Annotated in this window: 21 protein-coding genes; 4 read left to right on the top strand and 17 right to left on the bottom strand. The window is 65.5% G+C overall.

Going from position 1 to position 21856, the window contains the following annotated elements; all coding sequences use genetic code 11:
• Positions 1-29 precede the first annotated feature (29 nt).
• Genes RMET_RS22730 through RMET_RS22755 form a run of 6 tightly spaced genes read right to left on the bottom strand, consistent with a single transcriptional unit; the run spans position 30 to position 6928 of the window.
• The gene (locus tag RMET_RS22730; protein WP_011518889.1) at positions 30-1262 is read right to left on the bottom strand and encodes an acyl-CoA dehydrogenase family protein; all 1233 of its coding nucleotides are present in this window, start codon (positions 1260-1262) and stop codon (positions 30-32) included.
• Entirely contained in the window at positions 1259-3397 is a 2139-nt protein-coding gene (locus RMET_RS22735; RefSeq protein ID WP_011518890.1) for an acetate--CoA ligase family protein, read from the bottom strand. The genes RMET_RS22730 and RMET_RS22735 overlap by 4 nt, the downstream gene beginning before the upstream one ends.
• A gap of 26 nt (positions 3398-3423) precedes the next feature.
• The gene (locus RMET_RS22740) at positions 3424-3822 is read right to left on the bottom strand and encodes a Zn-ribbon domain-containing OB-fold protein (RefSeq protein WP_011518891.1); all 399 of its coding nucleotides are present in this window, start codon (positions 3820-3822) and stop codon (positions 3424-3426) included.
• Between the two features lies 1 nt (position 3823).
• Positions 3824-4993, bottom strand: a complete 1170-nt coding sequence (locus RMET_RS22745) for a thiolase domain-containing protein (RefSeq protein WP_011518892.1) — start codon at positions 4991-4993, stop codon at positions 3824-3826.
• Positions 4994-5003: 10 nt separating this feature from the next.
• Positions 5004-5918 carry an SDR family NAD(P)-dependent oxidoreductase gene (locus RMET_RS22750; RefSeq protein ID WP_011518893.1) on the bottom strand — a complete coding sequence of 305 codons (915 nt, stop codon included), beginning with the start codon at positions 5916-5918 and terminating at the stop codon, positions 5004-5006.
• A 47-nt stretch (positions 5919-5965) separates the two neighbouring features.
• Positions 5966-6928 (bottom strand): Bug family tripartite tricarboxylate transporter substrate binding protein, encoded by a 963-nt coding sequence (locus RMET_RS22755; RefSeq protein WP_011518894.1) that lies wholly within the window; start codon positions 6926-6928, stop codon positions 5966-5968.
• 391 nt (positions 6929-7319) lie between these two features.
• On the opposite strand from RMET_RS22755, the gene RMET_RS22760 reads away from it, so the two are divergent.
• Positions 7320-8096 carry a GntR family transcriptional regulator gene (locus RMET_RS22760; protein WP_011518896.1) on the top strand — a complete coding sequence of 259 codons (777 nt, stop codon included), beginning with the start codon at positions 7320-7322 and terminating at the stop codon, positions 8094-8096.
• A gap of 40 nt (positions 8097-8136) precedes the next feature.
• Here RMET_RS22760 and RMET_RS22765 read toward each other — a convergent pair whose 3' ends face one another.
• From RMET_RS22765 to RMET_RS22815, 11 genes are all read right to left on the bottom strand, one after another.
• Entirely contained in the window at positions 8137-8331 is a 195-nt protein-coding gene (locus RMET_RS22765) for a tripartite tricarboxylate transporter substrate-binding protein (RefSeq protein ID WP_029310361.1), read from the bottom strand.
• Positions 8332-8362: 31 nt separating this feature from the next.
• Entirely contained in the window at positions 8363-9391 is a 1029-nt protein-coding gene (locus tag RMET_RS22770) for an IS30-like element IS1088 family transposase (protein WP_011516271.1), read from the bottom strand.
• Positions 9392-9398: 7 nt separating this feature from the next.
• The gene (locus RMET_RS22775; RefSeq protein WP_231138567.1) at positions 9399-10214 is read right to left on the bottom strand and encodes a Bug family tripartite tricarboxylate transporter substrate binding protein; all 816 of its coding nucleotides are present in this window, start codon (positions 10212-10214) and stop codon (positions 9399-9401) included.
• Positions 10215-10257: 43 nt separating this feature from the next.
• The gene (locus RMET_RS22780; RefSeq protein WP_011518897.1) at positions 10258-11499 is read right to left on the bottom strand and encodes a CaiB/BaiF CoA transferase family protein; all 1242 of its coding nucleotides are present in this window, start codon (positions 11497-11499) and stop codon (positions 10258-10260) included.
• A gap of 25 nt (positions 11500-11524) precedes the next feature.
• Positions 11525-12607 carry an MmgE/PrpD family protein gene (locus tag RMET_RS22785; protein WP_231138568.1) on the bottom strand — a complete coding sequence of 361 codons (1083 nt, stop codon included), beginning with the start codon at positions 12605-12607 and terminating at the stop codon, positions 11525-11527.
• Positions 12608-12757: 150 nt separating this feature from the next.
• Positions 12758-12973 carry a hypothetical protein gene (locus RMET_RS22790; RefSeq protein WP_011229369.1) on the bottom strand — a complete coding sequence of 72 codons (216 nt, stop codon included), beginning with the start codon at positions 12971-12973 and terminating at the stop codon, positions 12758-12760.
• A gap of 53 nt (positions 12974-13026) precedes the next feature.
• Positions 13027-13860: an ExeA family protein gene (locus tag RMET_RS22795; protein WP_008651548.1), complete on the bottom strand. Its 834-nt coding sequence runs from the start codon at positions 13858-13860 to the stop codon at positions 13027-13029.
• On the bottom strand, positions 13857-15296 hold the full coding sequence (locus tag RMET_RS22800) for an IS481 family transposase (protein WP_008651549.1): 1440 nt from the start codon (positions 15294-15296) through the stop codon (positions 13857-13859). The genes RMET_RS22795 and RMET_RS22800 overlap by 4 nt, the downstream gene beginning before the upstream one ends.
• Positions 15297-15407: 111 nt before the next feature.
• The gene (locus tag RMET_RS32740) at positions 15408-15953 is read right to left on the bottom strand and encodes a transposase (RefSeq protein WP_124682078.1); all 546 of its coding nucleotides are present in this window, start codon (positions 15951-15953) and stop codon (positions 15408-15410) included.
• A 125-nt stretch (positions 15954-16078) separates the two neighbouring features.
• Entirely contained in the window at positions 16079-16408 is a 330-nt protein-coding gene (locus RMET_RS22810) for an MmgE/PrpD family protein (protein ID WP_029310039.1), read from the bottom strand.
• A 15-nt stretch (positions 16409-16423) separates the two neighbouring features.
• A complete protein-coding gene (locus RMET_RS22815) occupies positions 16424-17590 on the bottom strand; it encodes an acyl-CoA dehydrogenase family protein (protein ID WP_011518898.1) in 1167 nt (388 codons plus the stop codon).
• A gap of 216 nt (positions 17591-17806) precedes the next feature.
• On the opposite strand from RMET_RS22815, the gene RMET_RS22820 reads away from it, so the two are divergent.
• From RMET_RS22820 to RMET_RS22830, 3 genes are all read left to right on the top strand, one after another.
• Positions 17807-18862: a MaoC family dehydratase gene (locus RMET_RS22820; RefSeq protein WP_029310038.1), complete on the top strand. Its 1056-nt coding sequence runs from the start codon at positions 17807-17809 to the stop codon at positions 18860-18862.
• Between the two features lie 125 nt (positions 18863-18987).
• Entirely contained in the window at positions 18988-19983 is a 996-nt protein-coding gene (locus RMET_RS22825; protein ID WP_029310037.1) for an HpcH/HpaI aldolase/citrate lyase family protein, read from the top strand.
• A 374-nt stretch (positions 19984-20357) separates the two neighbouring features.
• Positions 20358-21848 carry an aldehyde dehydrogenase gene (locus tag RMET_RS22830; protein WP_011518901.1) on the top strand — a complete coding sequence of 497 codons (1491 nt, stop codon included), beginning with the start codon at positions 20358-20360 and terminating at the stop codon, positions 21846-21848.
• Positions 21849-21856: the final 8 nt, after the last annotated feature.

Here is a 21856-nt window from a genome sequence, read left to right on the forward strand (position 1 = left end):
TGTATTGGGGCAGTCGCGCGCGTCGCCGGTCAGAAAGCCGTGTCGCCGTCGAGCAGACGCCGCGCGATGGTGCGCCGCTGGATCTCGGAGGTGCCATCGGGAATGCGCATCGTGCGCACGAAGCGGTAGCCGGCCTCGAGTCGCAGTTCGTTGGTCAGACCCATGCCGCCGTGAATCTGCATTGCCCGGTCGAAGACACGCCCGGCCATCTCCGTGGACGATGCCTTGATGATGGAGACCTCCTTTGTGGCGGGCAGATCGTTGTCCACCAGCCAGGCGCAGTGGCGGACCATCGATTTGGTGGCGTAGATGTCCATCGCGCATTCGGCTAGCATGATCTGCACGGCCTGGTGGTCGCCGATAGGCTGCCCAAAGGTCTTGCGGACCTTGGCGTAGGCCACGGCCTGTTCCAGCGCCCACTCGGCCAGGCCGAGGCAACTGGCGGCCATGCTCAGGCGACCGGCGTTGACGCCGTCGAGCGCCACGGACAGGCCACGGTCGACCGGCCCGAGGCGGTGGGTGTCCGGCACGCGCACGTTTTCCAGCGAGATGATGCCGATGTCGGCGCCCAGGTGTCCCATCGTCGGAATCACGCTCGGTACCGAGAACCCCGGTGTGCGGGTGGGCAGGAAGAAGCCGGTGATGCCGCCCTTGTGGGCGCGGGCTTTCTCTTCGTCGGTGACGGCGAAGACCATCGCGTAGTCCGCATAGGGCGCGTTGGTGATCCATTGCTTGGTGCCGTTGAGCACCCAGTGGTCGCCATCGCGCGTAGCGCGTGTGCGCATGCCAAAGACGTCCGAGCCGGCATCCGGTTCGGAAAGCCCGAAGCACATCGTCTTGTCGCCGCTGGCCAGTTCTGGCTGCACGCTTTCGAAGACCGACGGATGAAGATGCTTCAGTACCGGCGACAGCCCATTCGTGAATGGGGAGGGCAGCACCACGGTCTGCACCAGATGGCGCTCGGGGCCGCAGTGGGCGTTCAGGCGCTCCTGGATGTAGACGGCGGCCTGCGGCCCCAGCCCGCCACCGCCGAGCGCTTCGGCGGACAGCGCGGTGTAGAAGCCCAGTTCGGCCGATCGCATGCGTACCTGGCGGCGTAGCGCCAGCACCTCCGGGGCATAGCGCCCGTCGGCGGTATAGACCGTGCGTTCGCTAGCCAGCAGGGTGCGATGATCCTTTTCGAGCGCGACGACTTCACGATCGACAAAGCGGATCAGCGCGTCGCCAAATTCCACCCACTCGCTGGGGATGTCGAAGGTCATGATGCAAGGTCTCCTGATGAGGATTGGGGTGGGGTTACGTCGATGACGGCGTCGGCGGCGAATGCGCCTTGTCCTGCCGGCATGGCGAATACGGGGTTGACGTCCACGGCCTGCAGGCGCGGGCCAGCGGCGGCCGCGAAGATCGACAGCCGCGACAACGCTTGGGCAAGCGCGGGTATATCCGCCACCGGGCGGCCGCGCGCGCCCAGCAGCAGCGGCGCGCTCTGGATCGAGCGAATCATGCGTTCGGCCACGTCCTCGCCGAATGGGCAGCGGTGGAAGACCACGTCGCGGAGCACTTCAACGAACACGCCACCGAGGCCGAACATCGCGATGGGGCCAAAGGCGGGGTCCTGCTTGATGCCCATGATGCATTCCACCCCGCCGCTGACCTGCCGTGCGACCAGCACGCCATCGATCCGGGCGTCGGGTGCCGCGTCGCGGGCGCGTTGCATCAACGTGGCAAAGCCGCCGCGTACCGCCGCTTCGTTGCGCACGTCGAGCAGCACGCCACCGATTTCTGACTTGTGCAGGATGTCTGGCGACAGGATCTTCATCACCACCGGGAAGCCCAGTTCGCGCGCGGCGATCACGGCCGCCTCGGCCACGGCGCACGCGCGTTCGGGCACGGCCGGGATGCCGGCGGCGTCGAGCATGGCTTTGGCTTCGGCTTCGCTCGGCGTTTGCGTGGGCAGCGCGACCGGCTGCGCTGCCGGCAGGGGCGTAGTTTCGGGCTGCGCGAAGGCATGCCCGAAGCGGCCCATCGCAGCCAGCGCGACGACGGCGCGGGTAGGGTCCTCGAACACCGTGAAGCCGGCTTCCTCATAGGTATTCAGCACATCGCGCGGCCCCTGCAGCACCAGTACGTAGAGCCGGTCCGGATACCGCTCTCGCACGCGCGCCAGTTGCTCGCGCAGGCTCGGCGCCACCGCCGGCGTGGCGCCGGCATAGGTGAAGAAGCCGAGGACCGAGCGGTAGCCGCCTTCGCCCACCATGGCCTCCGCGAACGGCTCGATCAGCGACAGGTCGTTGACGATTTGCGCCGTGGTGTCCACCGGGTTACGCGGCGAGCAGATCGGCAGCAGCTTCAGTAGGCGGGCCTGGGTGGACGCCGGCATCTCCGGCATTGGCAGGCCCAGGTCCTCGGCGGCATCCGACGCGATGACACCCGCGCCACCGCTGACCGTGATGACTCCCAGCGTGTTGTCAGACGGATAGATGCCACGCGTGGCCAGCCGCACGATGTCGAGCATTTCCTCTGTGCTGCGAGCGCGCACCACGCCAAGCTCGGCCAGCACGGCATCGATTACGGCGTCGTCGCCAGCGATGGACGCCGTGTGCGACCGCGCGGCGGCGCCGCCGACCTCGCTGCGCCCAACCTTCATCATCACCACCGGTTTGCGCGCGCGGCGCGCCGCCTGCAGCGCCGCCACCAGGCCGTTGCCGTCGTTGATGCCTTCCGAATAGAGCGCGATCACGCGTGTATGCGGGTCATCCACCATCAATTGGACAACCTCGCCCAACGTGATGTCGGCCTCGTTGCCGGTCATCACGATGCTGGACAGCCCAACGCCGGCGGACTGGGCCGCCATCACCAGATGCCCGCCATAGGCGCCAGATTGGCTGACGATGCCGACATGGCCCGCCTGAATGGGCCCCAGAGAAATGCTTGAGGCAAAGCTGCCGACGAAGCCGGTGCGCACATTGATTAGCCCGAGCGCGTTCGGGCCGAGCAGACGCAGCCCGCTGCGACGTGCGGCGGCCAGCAGTTCCGCCTGACGCGTGACGCCGTCGCCGCCGATCTCGGCAAAGCCAGCGCTGAACAGAATGGCGGCGCGGGTGCCGCGCTCGCCCAGGGCGGTGACGGTATCGAGCACCTGCGCCGCCGGCACGGCCACCACCGCGACGTCAGGCACCTCTGGCAAATCCGCAACGGAGGCGTAGGCGGGCAGACCCTGCACCTCGCGCCGGTTCGGGTTCACCGGCAGGATGCGTCCGGCATAGCCGAGCTTGCGCATGGCGTCGATGGGGCGGCCGCCGATGCGCGCGGGATCATCCGAGGCGCCGATGATCGCGACGGAGCGCGGGTTGAGCAGGGTGCTGAGCGATATGACTGGCGAGGCGACTGGATTCACGATTCACTCCGGAAATGGGGGGCGTTTCACACGGGCACGAAGGTTGGAACCGGTGCGCCATCCTCACTGAGCGAGAACCTGACGCGCACCGGCTGGCCGATCCGCACGGTGTCGAGGTCGCAGTCGACGATATGGGTCATCATCGTCACGCCTTCCTCCAGCGTCACGTAGGCAATGCAGAACGGATTCGGGCCTGCGCGGCGGGTCACGCTGAACGCGTAGACGGTGCCAAGGCCGCTGGCCTCCTTCCATGCGGTGTCGCCCATGCAGAATGGGCACAGCACGCGCGGATACCAGTGCGGCTTGCCACACGATTCGCAGACCTTGACCAACAGCCGTCCCTCGCGGGCGGCCTGCCAGAAGCGTGCGTTGTCGGGGCGTTCCTCCGGGGCTGGGAACGGGGCGGCGATATACGGGGTGGTCATCTCATTGCTCCCGTTCGAGAATCAGCGTGGCGCTGCCATGGCGGCTGCCGAGGTAGCCGCCGGTGCCCTGGGCCAGCGCCAGGTCGCAGTGCTTCACCTGCACAGCGGGATGGGCCTCGCCACGCAACTGGCGCACGGCCTCGATGACCTTGGTGATGCCGCCGCGATTGGCCGGATGGTTGTTGCAGAGCCCGCCGCCGTCGGTGTTGAACGGCAGCCGGCCCACGCCCGAAATCAGGTTGCCGTCGGCCACGAAGCGGCCGCCTTCGCCTTTCTTGCAGAAGCCCAGGTCTTCGAGTTGCATCAGCACAGTGATGGTGAAGCTGTCGTAGATGGACGCGTACTTGATGTCTGCGGGCGTGATGCCTGCTTCGGCGAACGCTGCCGCACCCGATACGCGGGCGGCGGACCAGCTCAGGTCCACCTGACCGCCAAGCTGACCCTTCACGTGTTCGCCGGCGCCCAGGATGCGTACCTTGGGGCGTTTCAGCTTCGCGGCGATCTCCGGGCATGCCACGATCAGGGCGCCACCACCGTCGGACACCACGCAGCAATCAAGCTTGCGCAAGGGGTCGGAGATCAGCGGAGAGTTCAGTACGTCTTCCACTGTGACCACGTCGCGCAGCATCGCGTGGGGGTTGTGCTGCGCGTGATGGGACGCGGCCACCTTGATCCACGCGAGCTGTTCCGGCGTGGTGCCGTACTCGTGCATATGGCGCATGGCGACCATCGCGTACAGGTTCACGGTGACCGGGTGGAACGGCGCCTCGAATGGCGCGTCGGGCAGGTTGGCGCCCCAGTTGCGTGCCTGCGTGCCGCTGGAGCCTTCGGAGCGTGGGCGGCCCGCCAGCGTGATCAGCGCGACGTTGCATTTGCCGGCGGCAATCGCCTGCGCGGCGTGCGATACGTGGACCAGATAGGCGGACCCGCCCGTGTCGGTCGAATCCACATGCCGCACGCGCAGCCCGAGGTAGTCGATCATGTTGGTCGCGCCGAGACCCGGTGCGTCGCCCGCGCAGAAGTAGCCGTCCACGTCGGACAGGGAGAGTCCGGCGTCTTCCAGTGCCCCTCTGGCGCATTCGGCGTGAAGCTGCGCGACGGATTTGTCCGGCGCCTTGCGCGTCGGGTGCTCGTAGGCCCCGACGATATAGGCCTTGCCCTTGATGCTCATGCGCAGCCCCTCAGATCGGGTCCCAGCCGATCACGTCGGCGGAGCGTTCGAGCTTGTAGAAGCTGTTGCGCATGGCCGGCACGGCGACTTCGCCGATGGCCTCGGGTGTCCAGCCTTCGCCCATGTGCACCGAGCGGATCGGGCGCGAATGGCTCATCAGCATGATCTCGTTGGCGCGCACGGCGAAGATCTGGCCGCTGACATCGCGCGCCGCGTCGCTCGCCAGGAATACGGCCATCGGCGCGATCTTGCCGGCCTCCATCCTTTGCAGCTTGGCCACGCGGGCTTTCTCCTCGGGCGTCTCGGCCGGGATCGAGCTGGTCATGCGGCTCCAGGCAAACGGCGCGATGCAGTTCGAGCGCACGTTGAAGCGTTGCATGTCCAGCGCGATCGACTTGGACAGTGCGACGATGCCGAGCTTGGCCGCGGCGTAGTTGGCCTGGCCAAAGTTGCCGATCAGGCCGGAGGTCGACGTCATGTGCACATACGCGCCGCCTTCCTGGTCCTTGAAATGGTTGGCGGCAGCGCGGCTGACGAAGAACGTGCCGTGCAGATGCACGTCGATCACCGAGCGCCATTCTTCCTCGTTCATTTTGAAGAACATGCGGTCACGCAGGTTGCCAGCGTTGTTGACCACGGCGTCGATGCGGCCGAAGTTGTCTAGCGCGCACTGGATGATGTTGTGAGCGCCGTTCCACGTAGACACGCTGTCAGTATTCGCCACCGCCTGGCCGCCGGCCGCGCGGATTTCCTCGGCCACGCGCTGCGCGGGGCCGGCATCGCCGCCTTCGCCGCTCATCGACACCCCGAGGTCGTTGACGACTACCCGGGCGCCAGCGGCCCCGAGGGCCAGCGCGATACCGCGTCCGATACCACCACCCGCGCCCGTGACCAGCGCTACCTTGCCTTCCATGATTCCTTGCATCGTGTTGCTCCTGAATGTTGGTGAGATTGGGTGCCGAGTCGGCAGGCTTATTGCGGCTCGATGTTGGCTTTCCTGATCACGTCGCTCCAAAGCGTCAGGTCCTGCCTGAGGCGATCGGTGAACTCCGTGGGGCCGCTGATGCTGGGGGCATAGCCGCCGCGTGCCAGGCTCTCCAGGTACGCCGCATTGCGGCCGACTTCGCGGTTGGCCCCGACCAGGCGGTCGATGACCGGCTGTGGCATCCCCGGCGGGCCGATCAGGCCGAACCAGCCGCTCACGTCAAAGCCTTTCAGGCCCGATTCGGCGACTGTCGGCACGCCGGGCAGGGCGGGGTTGCGTGTCGCGGAGGAGACCGCCAGCGCCCGCACCTTGCCGCCTTGCACATAGCCAACCGCGCTGCCGGTGACATCGAACATGAAGCCGATCTTTCCGCCGATCAGGTCTGCGATGGCCGGAGAGTTGCCTTTGTAGGGGACGTGGAGAAACCTGACGCCGCCACGCTGCGCGAGTAGTTCGGCGGCCAGATGGTTGGAGGCGCCCACGCCCGCGGACCCAAATGCGAGTCCGTCAGGGTGCGTCTTCGCGTAGGCGACCAGGTCCTGCACGTTCTTGAGCGGCGAGTCTTCCGCCACCAGTAGAGCGTTGGTATAGGTGTTGAGCAGACCGACCAGCGTGAAGTCCTTGAGCGGCCTGTATGTGGCGGACTTCTGCACCATCGGCGCCATCGTCAGGGTTGGGCTGCCGACGAAGAACAGCGTGTAGCCGTCGGGACTGGCCTTGGTGATCATGGTCGCGGCGATGGCACCGCCCGCGCCGCCACGGTTTTCCACCACCACAACCTGCCCAAGCACGGTGCCCAGATGCTGCGCGTAGATTCGCGCGGCGCTGTCGACCGGGCCACCTGCCGAGTAGCCGACGATCAGTTTGACCGGGCGTGCCGGGTAGATCCCGGACGCGCCCGCCACGCCCGCGGCCACGCACAGCATGGCGGCTATGAACCCTCTCTTCATCCTTGTCTCCTTGCTATCCGCTGCATCCGTGGCAGTGTTTTTATAAATTTATATGTACGTACATAGTAGCGGCTACTGATGGGGGGTGCGCAAGATCTGACGCACCTGCCCACCCGAGATGGGTGGCGCAAAAATCAGCGATGCTGCGCAGAGGAGAGGGGAGGCGGAAAGCCGGGAGATCGTTGGTGATCGTCGTGTACTATGTGCGTACAAGATCGGAGATAAGTTGGGGGCAGATTCGCAGCTGCACGGCGTATGAGAATCACCGCGCAGGCAGGCGCGGCAAGCCCGCCGCGCGGCAAGACGTTGGCCGGACGCGGCCGGCATTCGCAGCCAACACCCGTGCCAGGCCGTACAATGCGGCGGCATCCAGATCCAGACATCCATCGCAATGGCAACCGCCCAGAAGGACAGCAAGACCGAGTCACCCGCCCCCACGCGCTACGCCGAACTGGCGAGCACGCTGATTCGCGAGATATCCGAAGGCCGCCATGTGGTGGGCAGTCTGTTGCCGACCGAGCATGAACTGGCCGAGTTGCATGGCGTCAGCCGCCATACGGTGCGGGCGTCGCTGCGGATGCTGCAGGATCTCGGCTATATCTCGCGCAAGAAAGCGGTGGGGACCATTGTCGAGTCCGCCAACCCGGGAGCGTCGTATACGCAGTCGTTCGGGACGGCCGAGGATCTGGTGCGTGTGGCCGCCACCGAAGTGCGGGCGATCGAGGCGGTGCGCGATGTCACGCTGGACCGCGCGCTGGCGCGGCGGCTCGAAGCGCCGATCGGCAGCGCATGGGTGCTGCTGTCCGGCACGCGCGTGGATGCGCGCAAAGGCCAGACGCCGGTTGCGGTCGCGGATATCTATATCGAGGCCACGCTGGCGGGGCTGGTCGACACGATTCGGAATAGCCCCCAGGTGCTGGTCAGCGCGCTGATCGAGCGCGAGTATGCGATCGCGATTGCCGAGATCCGGCAAACGATCACCGCCACGCTGATCGAGGGCCCCCTGGCCGATCAACTCGGTGTGGAGGCTGGCACGGCGGGTATGCGGCTGGTGCGTCAGTACAAGGATTCGGCCGGCCGGATTTTGGAGATCACCGATACGGTGTATCCGGCCGATCGGGTGTCGGTGTCGTTTCAGCTCAGGCGCGGCAGGCACGCTGGCGCGTGACTTGCCACCGCTGTCCTGCGTGACGGCGGATGCAGCCCCGTCAATCCACCTTGACGTTGGCAGCCTTGACCGCGTCGCCCCAGCGCGTGACTTCGGCGCGCACGAAGCGGTTGAAGTCGGCAGGCCCCATCGTTTCAGGAATCGCGCCCAGTTCACCCATCGCCCTGGTCCACTCCGGGGTCTTCGAGATGCGGATGATCTCCGCGGACAGCTTGTCCGCTACCGGTTTGGGCAAGGGCGGTTTCAAGTCCAAGTGCAACAAAAACTCAATGCACTAAATCCGGCTGCTGGGCCAGCCGCGCCAAATGCTCGGCATAGACCTCGATGGGCTTGCGCCACCCCAGAGTCATCCTGGGCCGTCCATTGAGCTCATCGGCCACAGCGTCCAACTGCTCCTGGCTGTAGCCACTCAGATCAGTCCCCTTGGGGAAGTACTGGCGCAAGAGCCCATTGGTGTTCTCGTTGCTCCCCCTTTGCCAGGGACTGTAGGGGTCGCAGAAGTACACCTTCATGCCTGTGTTCTCGCTGAGCTGGCGGTGCTCGGCCATCTCGCTGCCCCGGTCGTAGGTCAGGGTCTGGCGCATCGGCTGGGCTATTGTCTTGAGCTTGTCGCTGAAGGCTTGCAGTACATGCGCCGCTGTGGCGGGGTTGGGGTGTGGCAGCTTGACCAGCACCACCAGACGGGTGGTGCGCTCGACCAGCGTGCCAATCGCACTGGCGTTAGCCTTGCCTTTGATCAGATCACCCTCCCAGTGGCCGGGCAACTGGCGATCCTCGATCTCGGGTGCTCGCACATGGATGCTCAGCAAGTCTTGCGTCTCCTTGCGGCGATCCTTTCCCCTGGAGCGGGGCCAACGTTTGGCGTGGGCCATGCGCAGGCAGGACACCAGCTCCTTCTTGAGCTCTCCCCGGGGCTGGGCGTAGATGCAGGTGTAGATGCTTTCGTGTGAGGCTTGCAAGCGGCGATCCTGTGGGTGAAGACGCTGGAGTTCGTTGGCGATTTGCTGGGGCGACCACTTGTGGCGCAGGTAGTCGCAAACCAGCGGGAACAAGGGCCCTTGGCGGTGCAGCTTGGGGCTGGGACGGGCTTGGCGTTTGCGATTGTCACTGCGCTGCTGGGCGAACTTGGAGGCGTAGCCCTTGCCGCCTGCATTGCGATTGCACTCGCGGCTGATAGTGCTCTTGTCACGCCCCAGGGCCCTGGCTATGGCGCTGAGGCTTTGCTTTTGCTGCAGCCCCAGGGCTATCGCATGGCGTTCGGTCTCACTCAACTGCTGGTAATTTTTCTTGGTCATCTTGGCCTCAATTCTCGGTGTTGCACTTCGGAATTGAGGCCGCCAAGTTCTTCGGCGCCACGACGCCGATCCATGGGTTGCCACGGAAGCCCGGAAAGCCTGATTCGGCGATCGTGGGCACGTTCGGCAGCGTCGACACCCGCTGTTCGCTGGCCACGGCAAGTGGTCTCAGCTTTCCGCCGCGAATCAGCGGCTCCGCAATCGACACCACTTCGAACATCACCTCTACTTGCCCGCCGACCACGTCGGTCATCGCGGCGACGCCGCCCTTGTAAGGGACGTGGGCGAGATTGATGCCTGCTGTTTGCTTGAACATTTCCATCACCAGATGATTGGTGACGCCGTTCCCGCCGGATGCGTAGTTCACCTTGCCGGGATGGAGCCTGGCATAGGCGACCAGATCCGCCACGGTCTTGAACTGCGAGTTCGGATTGACGACCAGCACCAGCGGAAAGACCCCGATCAGTGCCAGCGGCTCGAAGTCGCGCACGCTGTCGTAGCGCTGGTTCTTGTAGATCCAGCCGTTGACGGCCATCGGCCCGCTCGAGGTTGCCAGCAGCGTGTAGCCGTCCGGCTTCGCGCGAGCGACTTCTTCCGCAGCGAGTCCGGCACCCACGCCCGGCTTGTTCTCGACGTAGAACGATTGCTTGAGCGACGTCGAGAGTTGCTGCGCCAGCTTGCGGGCAATCACGTCAGTGGTCTGCCCCGCCGGAAAACCCACCAGCACCTTGACCGGTTTCTCCGGATAGTCGGCGGCAGCGGCGGGATGCATGACGGCAAGCGTCAATAGCAAGGTCGTCAGTGCGGTTCTCGCGAAGTTCATGTCCTGTCTCCTTTGTTGCTTGTTTTTGGTTGTCCTGTGTTTTCTAGCGAACGGCTTTTGTCTCCCGCAGGCCCTTGATGTCCCGTTCGGTGTAGCCGGTGGCCAGCAGGATTTCCTCGGTGTGCTCGCCCAGCAGCGGCGCGCGCCGACGTACCGCGCCAGGGGTGTCGCTCAGCTTGATGGGCACGCCGGCGATCTTCACCGGTCTGGCCGAGCCGGGCTGTTCGACTTCGACCAGCATCTCGCGCACCGCGTAGTGCGGGTCAGCAAAGATCTCCGCGGCGGTGTAGACCGGGCCGAACGGCACCTTGCCGCCGAGAACGGCAGCGATCTCTTCCTTTGTGCGCACGGTGGTGAATGCTTCGATCGCGTCGATGACCTGCTGCTGGTGCTGCACGCGGGCTGCATTGGTGGCGAACGCCTCGTCGGTGGCCATGTCCGGGCGGCCGATGGCGATGGCCAGCTTTTCCCAGAATGCATCGGTGGCGCAGGCAATCGAGACCTGGCCGTCGCGCGAGCGGAACAGGCCGAAGGGGCAGAGCAACGGGTGGCGGTTGCCTTCGGGCGCTGGTACCACGCCGGTGTAGGACGTCTGGTAGACGATGCGCTCGCACATGGCCAGTACCGCATCGGTCATGGCCACATCGACGAACTGACCGTGCCCGGTGCCGCGCGCGCGGTGCACGGCGGAGAGAATGCCAATGCAGAGCATCAGCGCAGGTATCGTATCGCCGACGCCCGGGCCGATCTTCGTAGCAGTGTCCCGGTCGGGGCCGGTGATGCCCATCATGCCGCCCATCGCCTGCGACACGACGTCGTAGGCAGGCCACTGCGCGTAGGGGCTTTCGCCGCTGCGTGGGTCGCCGAAGCCGCGTACCGTGCCATAGACCAGACGCGGATTGGTTTCGCGCAGGGTTTCGTAGGACAGGCCAAGGCGCTCCATGACGCCGGCGCGAAAGTTCTCGACCACGACGTCGGCGCTGTCTATCAGCTTGCGCAGGATCTCGCGCCCAGTGCTGCTCTTGAGGTCCACCGCGATCGACCGCTTGTTGCGATTGACGCTCTGGAAGTAGCCGCCGAATTCGCGCAGCGTGTCGTCGTCACAGAAGGGGCCGGTGATGCGGGTGCCATCACCGGTCATCGCTTCCACCTTGATCACGTCCGCGCCGTGATCGGCCAGCACCTGGGTGCAGAACGGTCCGGCGAGCATCTGCGTGAGGTCGACCACGCGCAGGCCGGCAAGGGCGCCGGGGGGATGGGTCTGGGTGTCTGCGTGGGTTTGCATGCGTGGGGCTCCGATGTGTGGGGTATCAGGCGGCGGCATCGGCGAACCAGTCATGCAGGCGCGGGTAGAGAACGGCGGCTGGCTGCGTGTCCAGCGCGGCGACGAAGGTCCAGAGTGCTTCGGCACGGGTCTGGCCCAGCAGGGCGCCGGCCTTGGCCTTGAGCTTGGTGGCCTTGGTGTCGTAGGACACCGGGGTGCTGAGATCGACGTGGCGGGACAGTGTCGCGCCGCTCCGGGTCAGCACCGTCGCATGACAGGCGGTGTCGGTAATCGCCGGGTCGGGGTGGATCTCGATGCGTCGCGCGAGGTTGGTCAATGCGGGGTCCTGGCAGCAGGCATCGGAAAACGACGCCAGCGATGCCGTGTCCACACCGGCCAGTACCATTGCCCCGGTCAGCGCGAGGCTGAACTTGGCCTCCAGGCCGGTTGTGGGTTGCGCGATGCAGCAGACCGGCAGCCATTGAGGCGCGATGGCCAGCGTGACGTGCTCGATGTCGCCGCCCGTCAGACGATGCTGTTCGCGCAGGCCGTGCAATGCCTCCAGCGCAGGATGCGTGCCGTGGCAGCACGCATGGAACTTGTACTGGACGTCGACGAAGCGGAAGGCTTCGGGTAGCCCGTCAAACGAATTGTCGAGGCAGCCCTGTCCGGCGCCATGTGTGGTGGCGAAACCGCCGGCGCATTCAATGGCGTCAGGGCGGGCGACGAATCCCAGGGCTGCGAGGGTGGCTGACTCCACGCCCGTGGACGCCGCCATGCCTGCATGGAACGGCTTGGCCATCGTGCCAAACTGGCACTTCAGTCCCGACGCGCGCGTGGCCGCGAGACCTAGCGCGTGGGCCGCGCGTTCCGCATCGAGATCCAGCAGCCGCGCGGCGGCTGCGGCGGCGCCGAAAGCGCCCGACGTGGCGGTCTGGTGGAACCCGGCGTTGTAGTGCGGGCGTCCCAGCCAGCCGCCGACGCGGCAGGTGACTTCCACCCCGGTCAGGAACGCTTCCAGCAGATCCTTGCCGCTGGCCTGCTGCTGTTCGGCCACGGCCAATGCGGCGGGCAGCACGGCAACGGTGGGATTGTGCGTGAGCACGAGATTCGATGGATGCGCGAGCACGGTAATTGATGGTCGGCTGCGGCACCGTCCATCACCAATGTTGCGTGCCGTCGGGCAACGCTGATGGACGTGGCGATCTATCGCGGTGGACCGGATGCGGAGCAGCGGCACTGATGTAACAAGGGGCCCGGCGGGCCCCTTGTTACTGGATCAGAAGTCGTTATCTGCGAGATCGCCAAGGCCATCAGGATGCTCCTGCCGATCTTCGGCCAGCCACTGGGCCAAGGCCAATTGATAGTGAGCATGCAGACGGTCGCGCAGATCGTCGAGCAATTCGATCACAGCCCAGGCCTGCGCGGGCGTCCAGTTGGCATCAATGAGCAGGGGCAGCCCCTGGGCGATGCCGGATGGCTGGTGGAAGGTCATGGTGATGTCGTCGTTGTGTTGATGGACGTGGCGGCGATGGCCAACGGCGCCACTCACCGCCTGGCGCGGCGGTTCAGGGTTGCGCTGTAGGTTTCCAGATAGAGCTTCTCGTCGATCTGCGGTAGCTCCCGCTGCGCGGCCTGGGCCAGAAGCTCGCCCGCCAGGTTCATCAGGATGCGGTAATTGCCGGCGGCGTGCTCACACAGGGTCTGGCGCAATGGCATGGTCATCAGGGTGGCGTTGCCGGCGGCGGCCAGCAAGTGGTCCAGGCAGGCCTGCAGCTCGTCGATGCTCGCACTCTCCAGCGCCAGACGGCAGCGGATGCGGCTGCCCAGCGGGATCAGGTCCTCGCGGCTGAACTTCTCCGGCAGGCGAGCGTCGCCGGCAAGCACCACGCACAGCAGCAATTGCGAGTCGAAGCGTGCCTGTGCGAGCAGGCGCAGTTCCGAGAGGGCTGGCACCGCCATCTCCTGGGCTTCATCGATGAGCAGCACGCAGCGGCGGCGGCTGGCCTCCATGTGGGTGAGCCAGCGCTCGCGCAGCGCCTTGAAGCCGCCCCAGCGATTGTGGGGCTTGAGCGGTACGGTAAAGATGTCGCTGAGCTCGCGATAGAAGTCCGCCAGATTGCTCTGTGGGTGAGCGATCGAGCCGACCATCAGATCGGGGACGCGCATGAGGCGCTGATGGAGCAGGCGCAGCGTGACGCTCTTGCCGCAACCGGGGTCGCCATGCACCATGGCGAAGCCGCCTTCGCGGGCCATACCGTTCTCAATGCGCCAGCAGAAGTGATCGAGCTTGGGTGGCACGAACACGGCCTCGACGGGGATGTCCTGGGCGAAGGGGTTGAACTTCAGACCGTACAAGGCCAGCAGGTTGGGTTGATTCATAGCTTGGTGGGTGCGGGTGGGAGATAGGCCGGCGGCAGGCCGGTGGCGGCGTGTTCGGCGAGCAACTGACGCAGCAGCGGCGCAGTGCCAGCCTGCGCGGGTTCCTCGTTAGCAGGCGAGGCACCCTTGGCCGTGAGATGCGCGCGCCGTGCGTCGGCATTGGCAGACTTGTCCAGCGGGAACACGGCGGCCAGGATCGCGCCGATGCGCGCATCGATCAGGTCGACTTGGGAGAGATCCCAGCGCGCGTAGCTCAGGCAGACTTGCTCGAGGTGGCGGTAAGCGCCGGGGATCTCGAAGCGCACGCCGTCCAACGTGAAGGTGCCGTCGGTTCTGCGCTGGCGGCGATGCTGGCGGATACGGAAGGCCCGGCGCAAGGCCAGCGCCTCGGGACTGGGGCGCGAGACGTCGGCACAGGACAGGTAGCGCTGCAGAGGCGTCGCCTCGAGTTCGGCGTGTTCCTTGTGGTGGTATTCCTGCTCGACCCAGGCCTGCGTGGCGAGGTTCAATTGCTCCAGGGTGAGGTGCGACTCACCTTCGAGCATGGCCATCAGCCGGGACTCGAGCTGTCCCCAGAAGCGTTCCTGCTTGGCATTCTGGTATGGGCTGTAGGGCAAGGTAGTCTGGTGCAGGATGCCCAGACTGGCCAGCCCCTCGACGAACTCGTCGGCCATCATGGCTGCGCCGTTATCGGTCATGATGGCCCGCGGCAGCCCTCGCTTCATGATCGCCTGCGAGACGCCGTGCACCAGCGAGGCAGTGGTCTCGTCGAGGAACCACTGCAGGTGGCAGACCAGCCGCGAATGGTCGTCCATAATGCAGAGCAGCAGCGGCTTGTGCCACTGCCCATCGGGGGTGAGCACCTTGCGCGAACCATGGTGGAAGTCCAGGTGCCAGAGCGCGGCCACGTGGTCGACCTCGTAGCTACGCACCTCGCGTGCCTCGCGGCGAGCCGCAGCAGCGATGGCCCCATCCGTGCTCGAGCGCGGGGTTGGCTTGCGCACCAGACCCTGCGCCTTCAGATACCGGCACACCGTGGTGTAGGACGGCAGCGTGTCCGGGCCATCCTTGGTCGCGACGCGCAGGTTGTCGTAATGCAACTGCATGGTCCAGCCGGGGTGCTGACGGTACTGCTCGACCAGCGCTTCGATGATGGCTGGGCTCAGACTGACGAAGTGGCCGCAATCGTCGCGCAGTCGGTTCTTGAGTTGATCGACCGGATCCTGGACGTGACGGGCCCGGTAATACCAGCGTTCGATGGAAGACGCGCCGAACTGAACGTCGGCGCCGGTGATGGGGTGCCGCCAGACCTTGGCGGCCAGTGCCTGGAACGCTTGCTGCAATTCTCCTTTGGCAGGCGGCGAAGCCAGCAAAGGGCCAATGACCGAGAAGCGCAAGCGCGCCCATCGGTTGCGATGATCAATCGATAGTGACATGACTCTCCGTTGGGGGGATAACGGGAGCAGGCTACGGGCAGTGCGGGTGACCCGCCATCGACATGTTCTGCGGGAGATTCCCCTATCTGGCGCATCCCTCAGCCAGCGTGGTCAGGCCGGGCCCAGCAGCAGAAGCAACACCGCGGCCAGACGCTCGTCTTCGCTGTCGTGCTCGACCGATTGCAGCAGGCAGTCGGGATAGATGAACGGCTCGGGCGTTGGCGGGATGAGGCCACGCAGCCACCGACCGACGGGGGTCTTGGGGAAGGTCTCGGTCCACCACTGACGCCAGCGCTTGAGCGTGGCCCAACTGATCGCCGGCAGGCCGTCCAGGCAGGCGCCAGTGGCACGGCTCGATCGCAGTACCAGGACAATGGCCAGCCAGACACGCCGGCCGAGAAAGCGCACCGAATCGGGCGTCATGCGTTTGCGGCATCCGGCACAGCACAGGCTCAGGCGCGTATTGCAGTCCGGGTGTGCTGCCGGTGGGCATCCGCGCGGCTTACGCGGATAGTTGGCACTGTGCAGCACAGAGCCGCAATGGCAGCAGCCCCTGTCTCGCGCCACCTTCATCAAGTCTTCGTCGATCCGGCGCAACAGGGCAAAAAACGCTGGCGTTTGTAGCAAGGCATGGCACACTGCTGAGGTCTCCTTCATTGCTCGACACAATAAAGGCGACATCTTCCCTCAGGCGCGTGCATGCACGCTCCCTGAGGGAACCCCTCCAGCGTCCATCACCGTTCTTGCTCAAATCCCCACGCTTTCGGCATCACGAAAGCTGCTTATGCACAGGGATGGCCGACGAAGTCGAAGTGCGTATCGTCGTAGTCGAGCGCGTGCGCGGCCGTGCCGTTCAGCATCGCGGCCGCGCGGGCGGGAATGCGCGCCGCCAGGCCGATTGCGCTCGCTTGCGCGGTGCCGCCTTCGCGGCTGACCAGCTCGCGCACAGCCACGCTGACCGGTTCGCCGGCCCCCGCGATCGCTACAGCCAGGCAGTCGTAGACGGACAACCGCGCCACGTCGAGCGCGGCGGCCGGAAAGCGCAGGGCTCGGTCAACCGCGATGCTGGCGGCGCGGGCGGTAATGCCGGTGGCAGGCATGTTCGAAGTCATCGCTTGCCCCGGAGATCAGGCTGCAACCTTGCCCAGCATGGCATCGGAGATGATGCGCATCTGGATCTCGGAGGTGCCTTCGAAAATCTTGGTCAGACGCGCATCGCGCCAGTAGCGCTCGGCCGCGAAGTGCGTGGTGTAGCCGGCGCCGCCATGGATCTGCAGCCCTTCGCTGGTCACGCGCTCGCACATCTCGCTGGCGAACAGCTTGACCATCGACGCCTCGGTGTCGGCGCGCACGCCTTCGTCGATCTTTTCGCACACGGTGTAGAGCAGGGCGCGGGATGCTTCGATCTGCGTCGCCATGTCGGCCAGCTTGAAGCGGATGGCCTGGAAGTTGCCGATCGGGGCGCCGAACTGGGCGCGGTCCTTCGCGTACTGGATCGAATCCTCGAGGCTGCCCTGGGCTAGCCCGATCGAGCGGGCCGCCGTGTGGGCGCGCGCCGTTTCCAGTCCGGCGGTGGTCAAGTAGAACGCTTTGCCTTCCTCGCCCACCATGCTCGAGTGCGGCACGCGGCAGTTGTCGAACGCCAGTTCCCAGGTGGTCCAGCCGTGGTAGCCGATTTTCGGGATGACGCTGCCTTTCACGCCTTCGGGCAGCTCGCCGCGCGGCTTTTCCACCAGGAATGCGGATAAGCCCTTGTGGCGCGCCTTCGGGTCGATCACAGGATCGGTGCGGCAGATCACCAGGATGAAGTCGGACTGGTCGGCGAACGTGCACCAGTACTTGTTGCCGGTGATGAGCCAGTCGTCGCCATCGCGCACGGCGCGGCAGGAGATGTTGGCCACGTCCGATCCGGCATTCGGCTCGGACAGCGAGAACGCACCCAGGAATTCGCCACGCGCCATGCGCGGCAGGTACTCGGCCTTCTTCTCGGGCGCCAGGCCCTTCAGCGCGCCGATCAGGCCATTGCCGCGGGCAATCAGGCTGCCCACGCTCATCCAGCCACGCGAAAGCTGCTCGGCCACGAGGCAGTACTCGTAGGCGCCCAGCCCAAGGCCACCGTACTCCTCGGGGATCAGGATGCCGAAGTAGCCAAGCTCGGCCATTTCGTCGATCAGGTCGCGCGGGATCTGGCCTTTTTCAGGGTCCAGCCTGTTGGCGATCGGCAGCACGCGCTCCATCGTGAACTGGCGCGCTGCCTCCTGAATCATGCGCCGCTCTTCGGTCAGTTTTTGCATCGACGACTCCTCACTTTCTCATTGGTTCGCTTATATGTACGGACATAGTAATCAGGGTATCCGGACTTTTGCAAGCGAAACTGTTGAGGTTGCTACGGAGGTAAGTGCGATATATGTGCGGTCTGACGGCCTGTACGCGGCCTTGGCGGCAAAGATCCCGGTTGACACTCGCGGTTTTCGTTGCGAGTATGTGCGTACAAATAAAACGGAGTGGACATGGAGAAGTGCCGCAGCGGTAACTATTTCGAGGACTTCCGGGTCGGCATGAAGATCAGGCATGCCACGCCGCGCACGCTGACCGAAGGCGACCGGAGTCTGTACATCGGCCTGACCGGCAGTCGGGCGGCGCTGTGCACGGCCGAGACCAACGCACGCGATCTGGGGATGGAGCGACGGCCGCTGGAAGACCTGCTGGTGTTCAACACGGCGTTCGGCAAGACCGTGCCGGATATCTCGCTCAATGCGGTGGCCAACCTGGGCTATGCGGAAGTGCGCTTTCTCGCCCACGTGTATCCGGGTGACACGCTGGCGGTGGAATCCGAGGTTATCGGCCTGAAGGAGAACACCAGCGGGAAGAGCGGCGTGGTCTACGTGCGATCCATGGCGCGTAACCAGCACGGCCGCGAGGTGCTGAGCTGGGTGCGCTGGGTGATGGTGCACAAGCGGGACCACGGTGCGGCGTGCGCAGAAGCGGTGGTGCCAGCCACGCAGGCTGTGGTGCCGAGTGCATGGATGCGTCGCGACGACTACACCGCGCGCGTTCGCGAGATCACGGCGATGACCGGCTTTGCGGACCTGTGGGACGACTACGCAGTGGGCGAGCGCATCGAGCACCCGGGCGCGATGACGATCAACGACAGCGACCACAGCATCGCCACGCGCCTGTACCAGAACACGGCCCGCGCGCACTTCGACGGTCATGCCATGGCGGCCGGCGGTGGACGGCGGTTGGTCTATGGTGGCCACATCATTTCGGTATGCCGCGCGCTGTCGTACGACGGACTGGAGAACGCGCTGTCGATTCTCGCCATCAACGGCGGCAGCCACGTGAATCCGACCTATGCTGGCGACACCATTGCCTGCGCGACGCAGGTGATCGAGAAGCTCGACCTGGGGCAGGGCCATCTCGGCGGGCTGCGGCTGCGCATGATCGGCGTGAAGAACGTCAGCGCGGCATCCATCGCGTTCCCCGCGCCCGGCGAGAGCCGGACCGCGCATCCATCCAGCGTGGTGCTGGACCTGGACTACACCATCGCCATCCCAAGGCGGTAATGCCCGGGCGCCAATGCCGAGGTGGCAACGACAAGGCGGTAACGACAAGGAGCGGGGTAGTCCCCGGTCCGTCCGACCCATCAAGAACACGACACACGACACACGACACACACGAGAGACAAAGCATGACAACCGCGACACACCCGAGAGATGCCCTGTTTGCCGGCGAGAAAGCCTTTCCCGCGCTGGCCGCCTGCGAGCACTTTGCCGGTAGCGAAAAGCTGATCGGCAAGGCCATGGACCTGCAAGCGGAGTACGGTCCGGTATTCGACGTGACCTGCGACTGCGAGGACGGCGCCGCCACGGGGCAGGAACGCGAGCACGCGGAAATGGTGGCGAGGATGATCGCCTCCGACCGCAATCGCTTCGGGCGCGCCGGCGCGCGGATTCACGATCCGTCGCACCCGGCCTGGCGTCAGGACGTGGAGATCATCGTCGGGCAGGCTGGCGGCCGGCTGGCGTATATCACCGTGCCCAAGGCCACGCGTCATGAGCAGGTGGCGGAGGTCATCGCGTTTATCCGCGAGACCGCGCAACGTGCCGGGCTGGAACGGCCGGTGCCAGTGCACGTGCTGATCGAAACGCACGGCGCGCTGCGCGACGTGTTCCCGATCGCCGAACTGCCGGACATCGAGGTGCTGGACTTCGGCCTGATGGACTTTGTCAGTGGCCATCACGGCGCGATTCCCGCTGCGGCGATGCGCAGCCCCGGCCAGTTCGAGCACGCGCTGCTGGCGCGCGCCAAGGCCGACATGGTGGCTGCGGCGCTGGCCAATGGCATCGTGCCTGCGCACAATGTCTGCCTGAACCTCAAGGACGCCGACGTGATTGGCGCCGACGCCAGCCGCGCGCGCAATCAGTTCGGCTTCCTGCGCATGTGGAGCATCTATCCCGCGCAGATCCTGTCGATCGTCAACGCCATGCGCCCGGACTTTGCCGAGGTGGAGGACGCCGCCGGCATCCTGCTCGCCGCGCAGGATGCCGACTGGGGACCGATCCAGTACAAGGGCGAGCTACATGACCGCGCCACCTACCGTTACTTCTGGGAGGTGCTGGAGAAAGCCCGGGTCACCGGCATGGCGATGCCCGCGGAAGCGGAGCGCCGGTTTTTCGCTGCCTGACTTTCGCTACTCGACTTTCGGTATCCGACTTTCGCTGCCTGGCCTTCACTGCCTGACGCAGCGGTACCGGCGCCCCGCGCGACCAGCTTGGCCGCGCCCGGGCGCCGGTTGTCCTTTCGGCTGTCGCGCCTTGCCCCTTGGCATTTCCTGGCGTGGTTGACGCCCTCAGCCTTGCTGCCCCATAATTCTCTTTAGCGGAACTATCGTTCTTGTAGATAGAACGAATGAAAATCTGCAAAAAGGAGACGCGACCGCACATGTCCATTGCGGCGCAACGTCACGCCGGTTGTGAGCAGCGGCTTCGAGACATTCTCGTCAGCACCGTCATCCGGCGTGCCGTACTCCTGGATTTCACAATCATTGGAGTCACGTAAATGCAGGATCAATCAGACCAGACCCGCGCTCTTTGGGTCGACGGCGTCAGTGTTTTCACCCCCGCACGCACTTTCGATTCCGTCAATCCGGCCACGGGCGAGGTCAACTGGCAGGTCGCCTTTGCCACGGCCGAGCATGTGGCGGCTGCCGTCGCGTCCGCCAAGCGGGCGGTCAATGATCCGGCGTGGCGCAAGATGCTGCCCCACGTGCGGGCCGGCATCCTGATGCGGATTGCCGATGCCATGACAGCGCGCGCCGACGAGTTCGCGCGGCTGCAGATGCTTGAGAACGGCAAGGTCTGGTCGGAGTGCCGGGCCCAGGCCCTTTCCGCGGCCTCGACCTTCCGCTTCTATGCCAGTGCCTGCGAAACCCTCGGGTCGGAAGTGACGCCGTCGCGCGGCAACTATCTGTCGATGACGGCCTATGAACCCTATGGCGTCGTCGCCGCGATCACGCCGTGGAATTCCCCGTTGACGATGGAAGCGCAAAAGGTGGCCCCGGCCCTGGCCGCCGGCAACGCGGTGATTCTGAAACCCTCTGAAGTCACGCCGTCGGGCGCGTTGCTGCTGGCGCAGGTGGCGTTCGAGGCGGGCTTGCCCAAGGGCCTGCTCAACGTCGTCACCGGCGACGGCAGGGAGACCGGTACGGCGCTCGTCGAGCATCCTGATGTCCGCATGGTGTCGTTCACGGGCGGCACGGCCACCGGGCGCAGCATCGCCGGCATCGCCGCGCAGCGGCTCATCCCCGTAGCGCTCGAACTTGGTGGCAAGTCTCCGCACATCATTTTCGAGGACGCGAACATCGACGCCGCGATCAATGGCGTGGTCGATGGCATTTTCGAAGGCAGCGGCCAGTCGTGCGTCGCAGGGTCGCGGCTCTTCGTGCAGCGTTCGATCTACGACAAGGCCGTGGGTTTGCTGGTCGAACGCGCCCGCGCGTTGCGTGTTGGCCTGCCAGACGTCGCGGGCTCGCAACTGGGCCCGCTCGCGGGCTTCGCGCATCGGGATCGCGTCGAGCGCTTCGTCAGCATCGCGCGCGAGGAAGGCGGCCAGATTCTCGCAGGCGGCCGTCGGCCGCCCGAGGCGGCGCTGCAGGCTGGCGCGTTCTTCGAGCCGACCGTGATCGGTGGGTTGTCCAATAGCGCGACTGCGGTGCAGCAGGAAATCTTCGGGCCAGTGCTTTGCGTCCTGCCTTTCGGCGACGAGGATGACCTGATCGCGCAGGCCAACGACTCAGCCTTCGGTCTTGCCTCCGGCATCTGGACGGCAAACTACCAGCGTGCATGGCGCGTGGCGCGGGCGCTGGAGACCGGACTGGTCTGGATCAATACGTACAAACAGTTGTCGATCGCCACGCCGTTCGGCGGCTTCAAGGACAGCGGCATCGGGCGGGAGAAAGGCGTCAACGGTGTGCGCCTCTACCAGCAAAGCAAAGGCATCTACTGGAGCATGGACGAGAAGAACTTCCCGTCCGACGGGGCCCTGGCCTGACGTCTACC

The sequence above is a fragment of the Cupriavidus metallidurans CH34 genome (assembly GCF_000196015.1).
In the GTDB taxonomy this organism is placed as follows: Bacteria; Pseudomonadota; Gammaproteobacteria; order Burkholderiales; family Burkholderiaceae; genus Cupriavidus; species Cupriavidus metallidurans.

Excerpts from the sequence above, each read along its gene's own strand:
- RMET_RS22780 (WP_011518897.1), bottom strand. The coding sequence starts at position 11,499 with ATGCAAACCCACGCAGACACCCAGACCCATCCCCCCGGCGCCCTTGCC.
- RMET_RS22745 (WP_011518892.1), bottom strand. The coding sequence starts at position 4,993 with ATGAGCATCAAGGGCAAGGCCTATATCGTCGGGGCCTACGAGCACCCG.
- RMET_RS22775 (WP_231138567.1), bottom strand. The coding sequence starts at position 10,214 with ATGAACTTCGCGAGAACCGCACTGACGACCTTGCTATTGACGCTTGCC.
- RMET_RS32740 (WP_124682078.1), bottom strand. The coding sequence starts at position 15,953 with ATGAAGGAGACCTCAGCAGTGTGCCATGCCTTGCTACAAACGCCAGCG.
- RMET_RS22730 (WP_011518889.1), bottom strand. The coding sequence starts at position 1,262 with ATGACCTTCGACATCCCCAGCGAGTGGGTGGAATTTGGCGACGCGCTG.
- RMET_RS22740 (WP_011518891.1), bottom strand. The coding sequence starts at position 3,822 with ATGACCACCCCGTATATCGCCGCCCCGTTCCCAGCCCCGGAGGAACGC.
- RMET_RS22770 (WP_011516271.1), bottom strand. The coding sequence starts at position 9,391 with ATGACCAAGAAAAATTACCAGCAGTTGAGTGAGACCGAACGCCATGCG.
- RMET_RS22815 (WP_011518898.1), bottom strand. The coding sequence starts at position 17,590 with ATGCAAAAACTGACCGAAGAGCGGCGCATGATTCAGGAGGCAGCGCGC.
- RMET_RS22810 (WP_029310039.1), bottom strand. The coding sequence starts at position 16,408 with ATGACTTCGAACATGCCTGCCACCGGCATTACCGCCCGCGCCGCCAGC.
- RMET_RS22795 (WP_008651548.1), bottom strand. The coding sequence starts at position 13,860 with ATGAATCAACCCAACCTGCTGGCCTTGTACGGTCTGAAGTTCAACCCC.
- RMET_RS22800 (WP_008651549.1), bottom strand. The coding sequence starts at position 15,296 with ATGTCACTATCGATTGATCATCGCAACCGATGGGCGCGCTTGCGCTTC.
- RMET_RS22760 (WP_011518896.1), top strand. The coding sequence starts at position 7,320 with ATGGCAACCGCCCAGAAGGACAGCAAGACCGAGTCACCCGCCCCCACG.
- RMET_RS22830 (WP_011518901.1), top strand. The coding sequence starts at position 20,358 with ATGCAGGATCAATCAGACCAGACCCGCGCTCTTTGGGTCGACGGCGTC.
- RMET_RS22790 (WP_011229369.1), bottom strand. The coding sequence starts at position 12,973 with ATGACCTTCCACCAGCCATCCGGCATCGCCCAGGGGCTGCCCCTGCTC.
- RMET_RS22825 (WP_029310037.1), top strand. The coding sequence starts at position 18,988 with ATGACAACCGCGACACACCCGAGAGATGCCCTGTTTGCCGGCGAGAAA.
- RMET_RS22820 (WP_029310038.1), top strand. The coding sequence starts at position 17,807 with ATGGAGAAGTGCCGCAGCGGTAACTATTTCGAGGACTTCCGGGTCGGC.
- RMET_RS22750 (WP_011518893.1), bottom strand. The coding sequence starts at position 5,918 with ATGCAAGGAATCATGGAAGGCAAGGTAGCGCTGGTCACGGGCGCGGGT.
- RMET_RS22755 (WP_011518894.1), bottom strand. The coding sequence starts at position 6,928 with ATGAAGAGAGGGTTCATAGCCGCCATGCTGTGCGTGGCCGCGGGCGTG.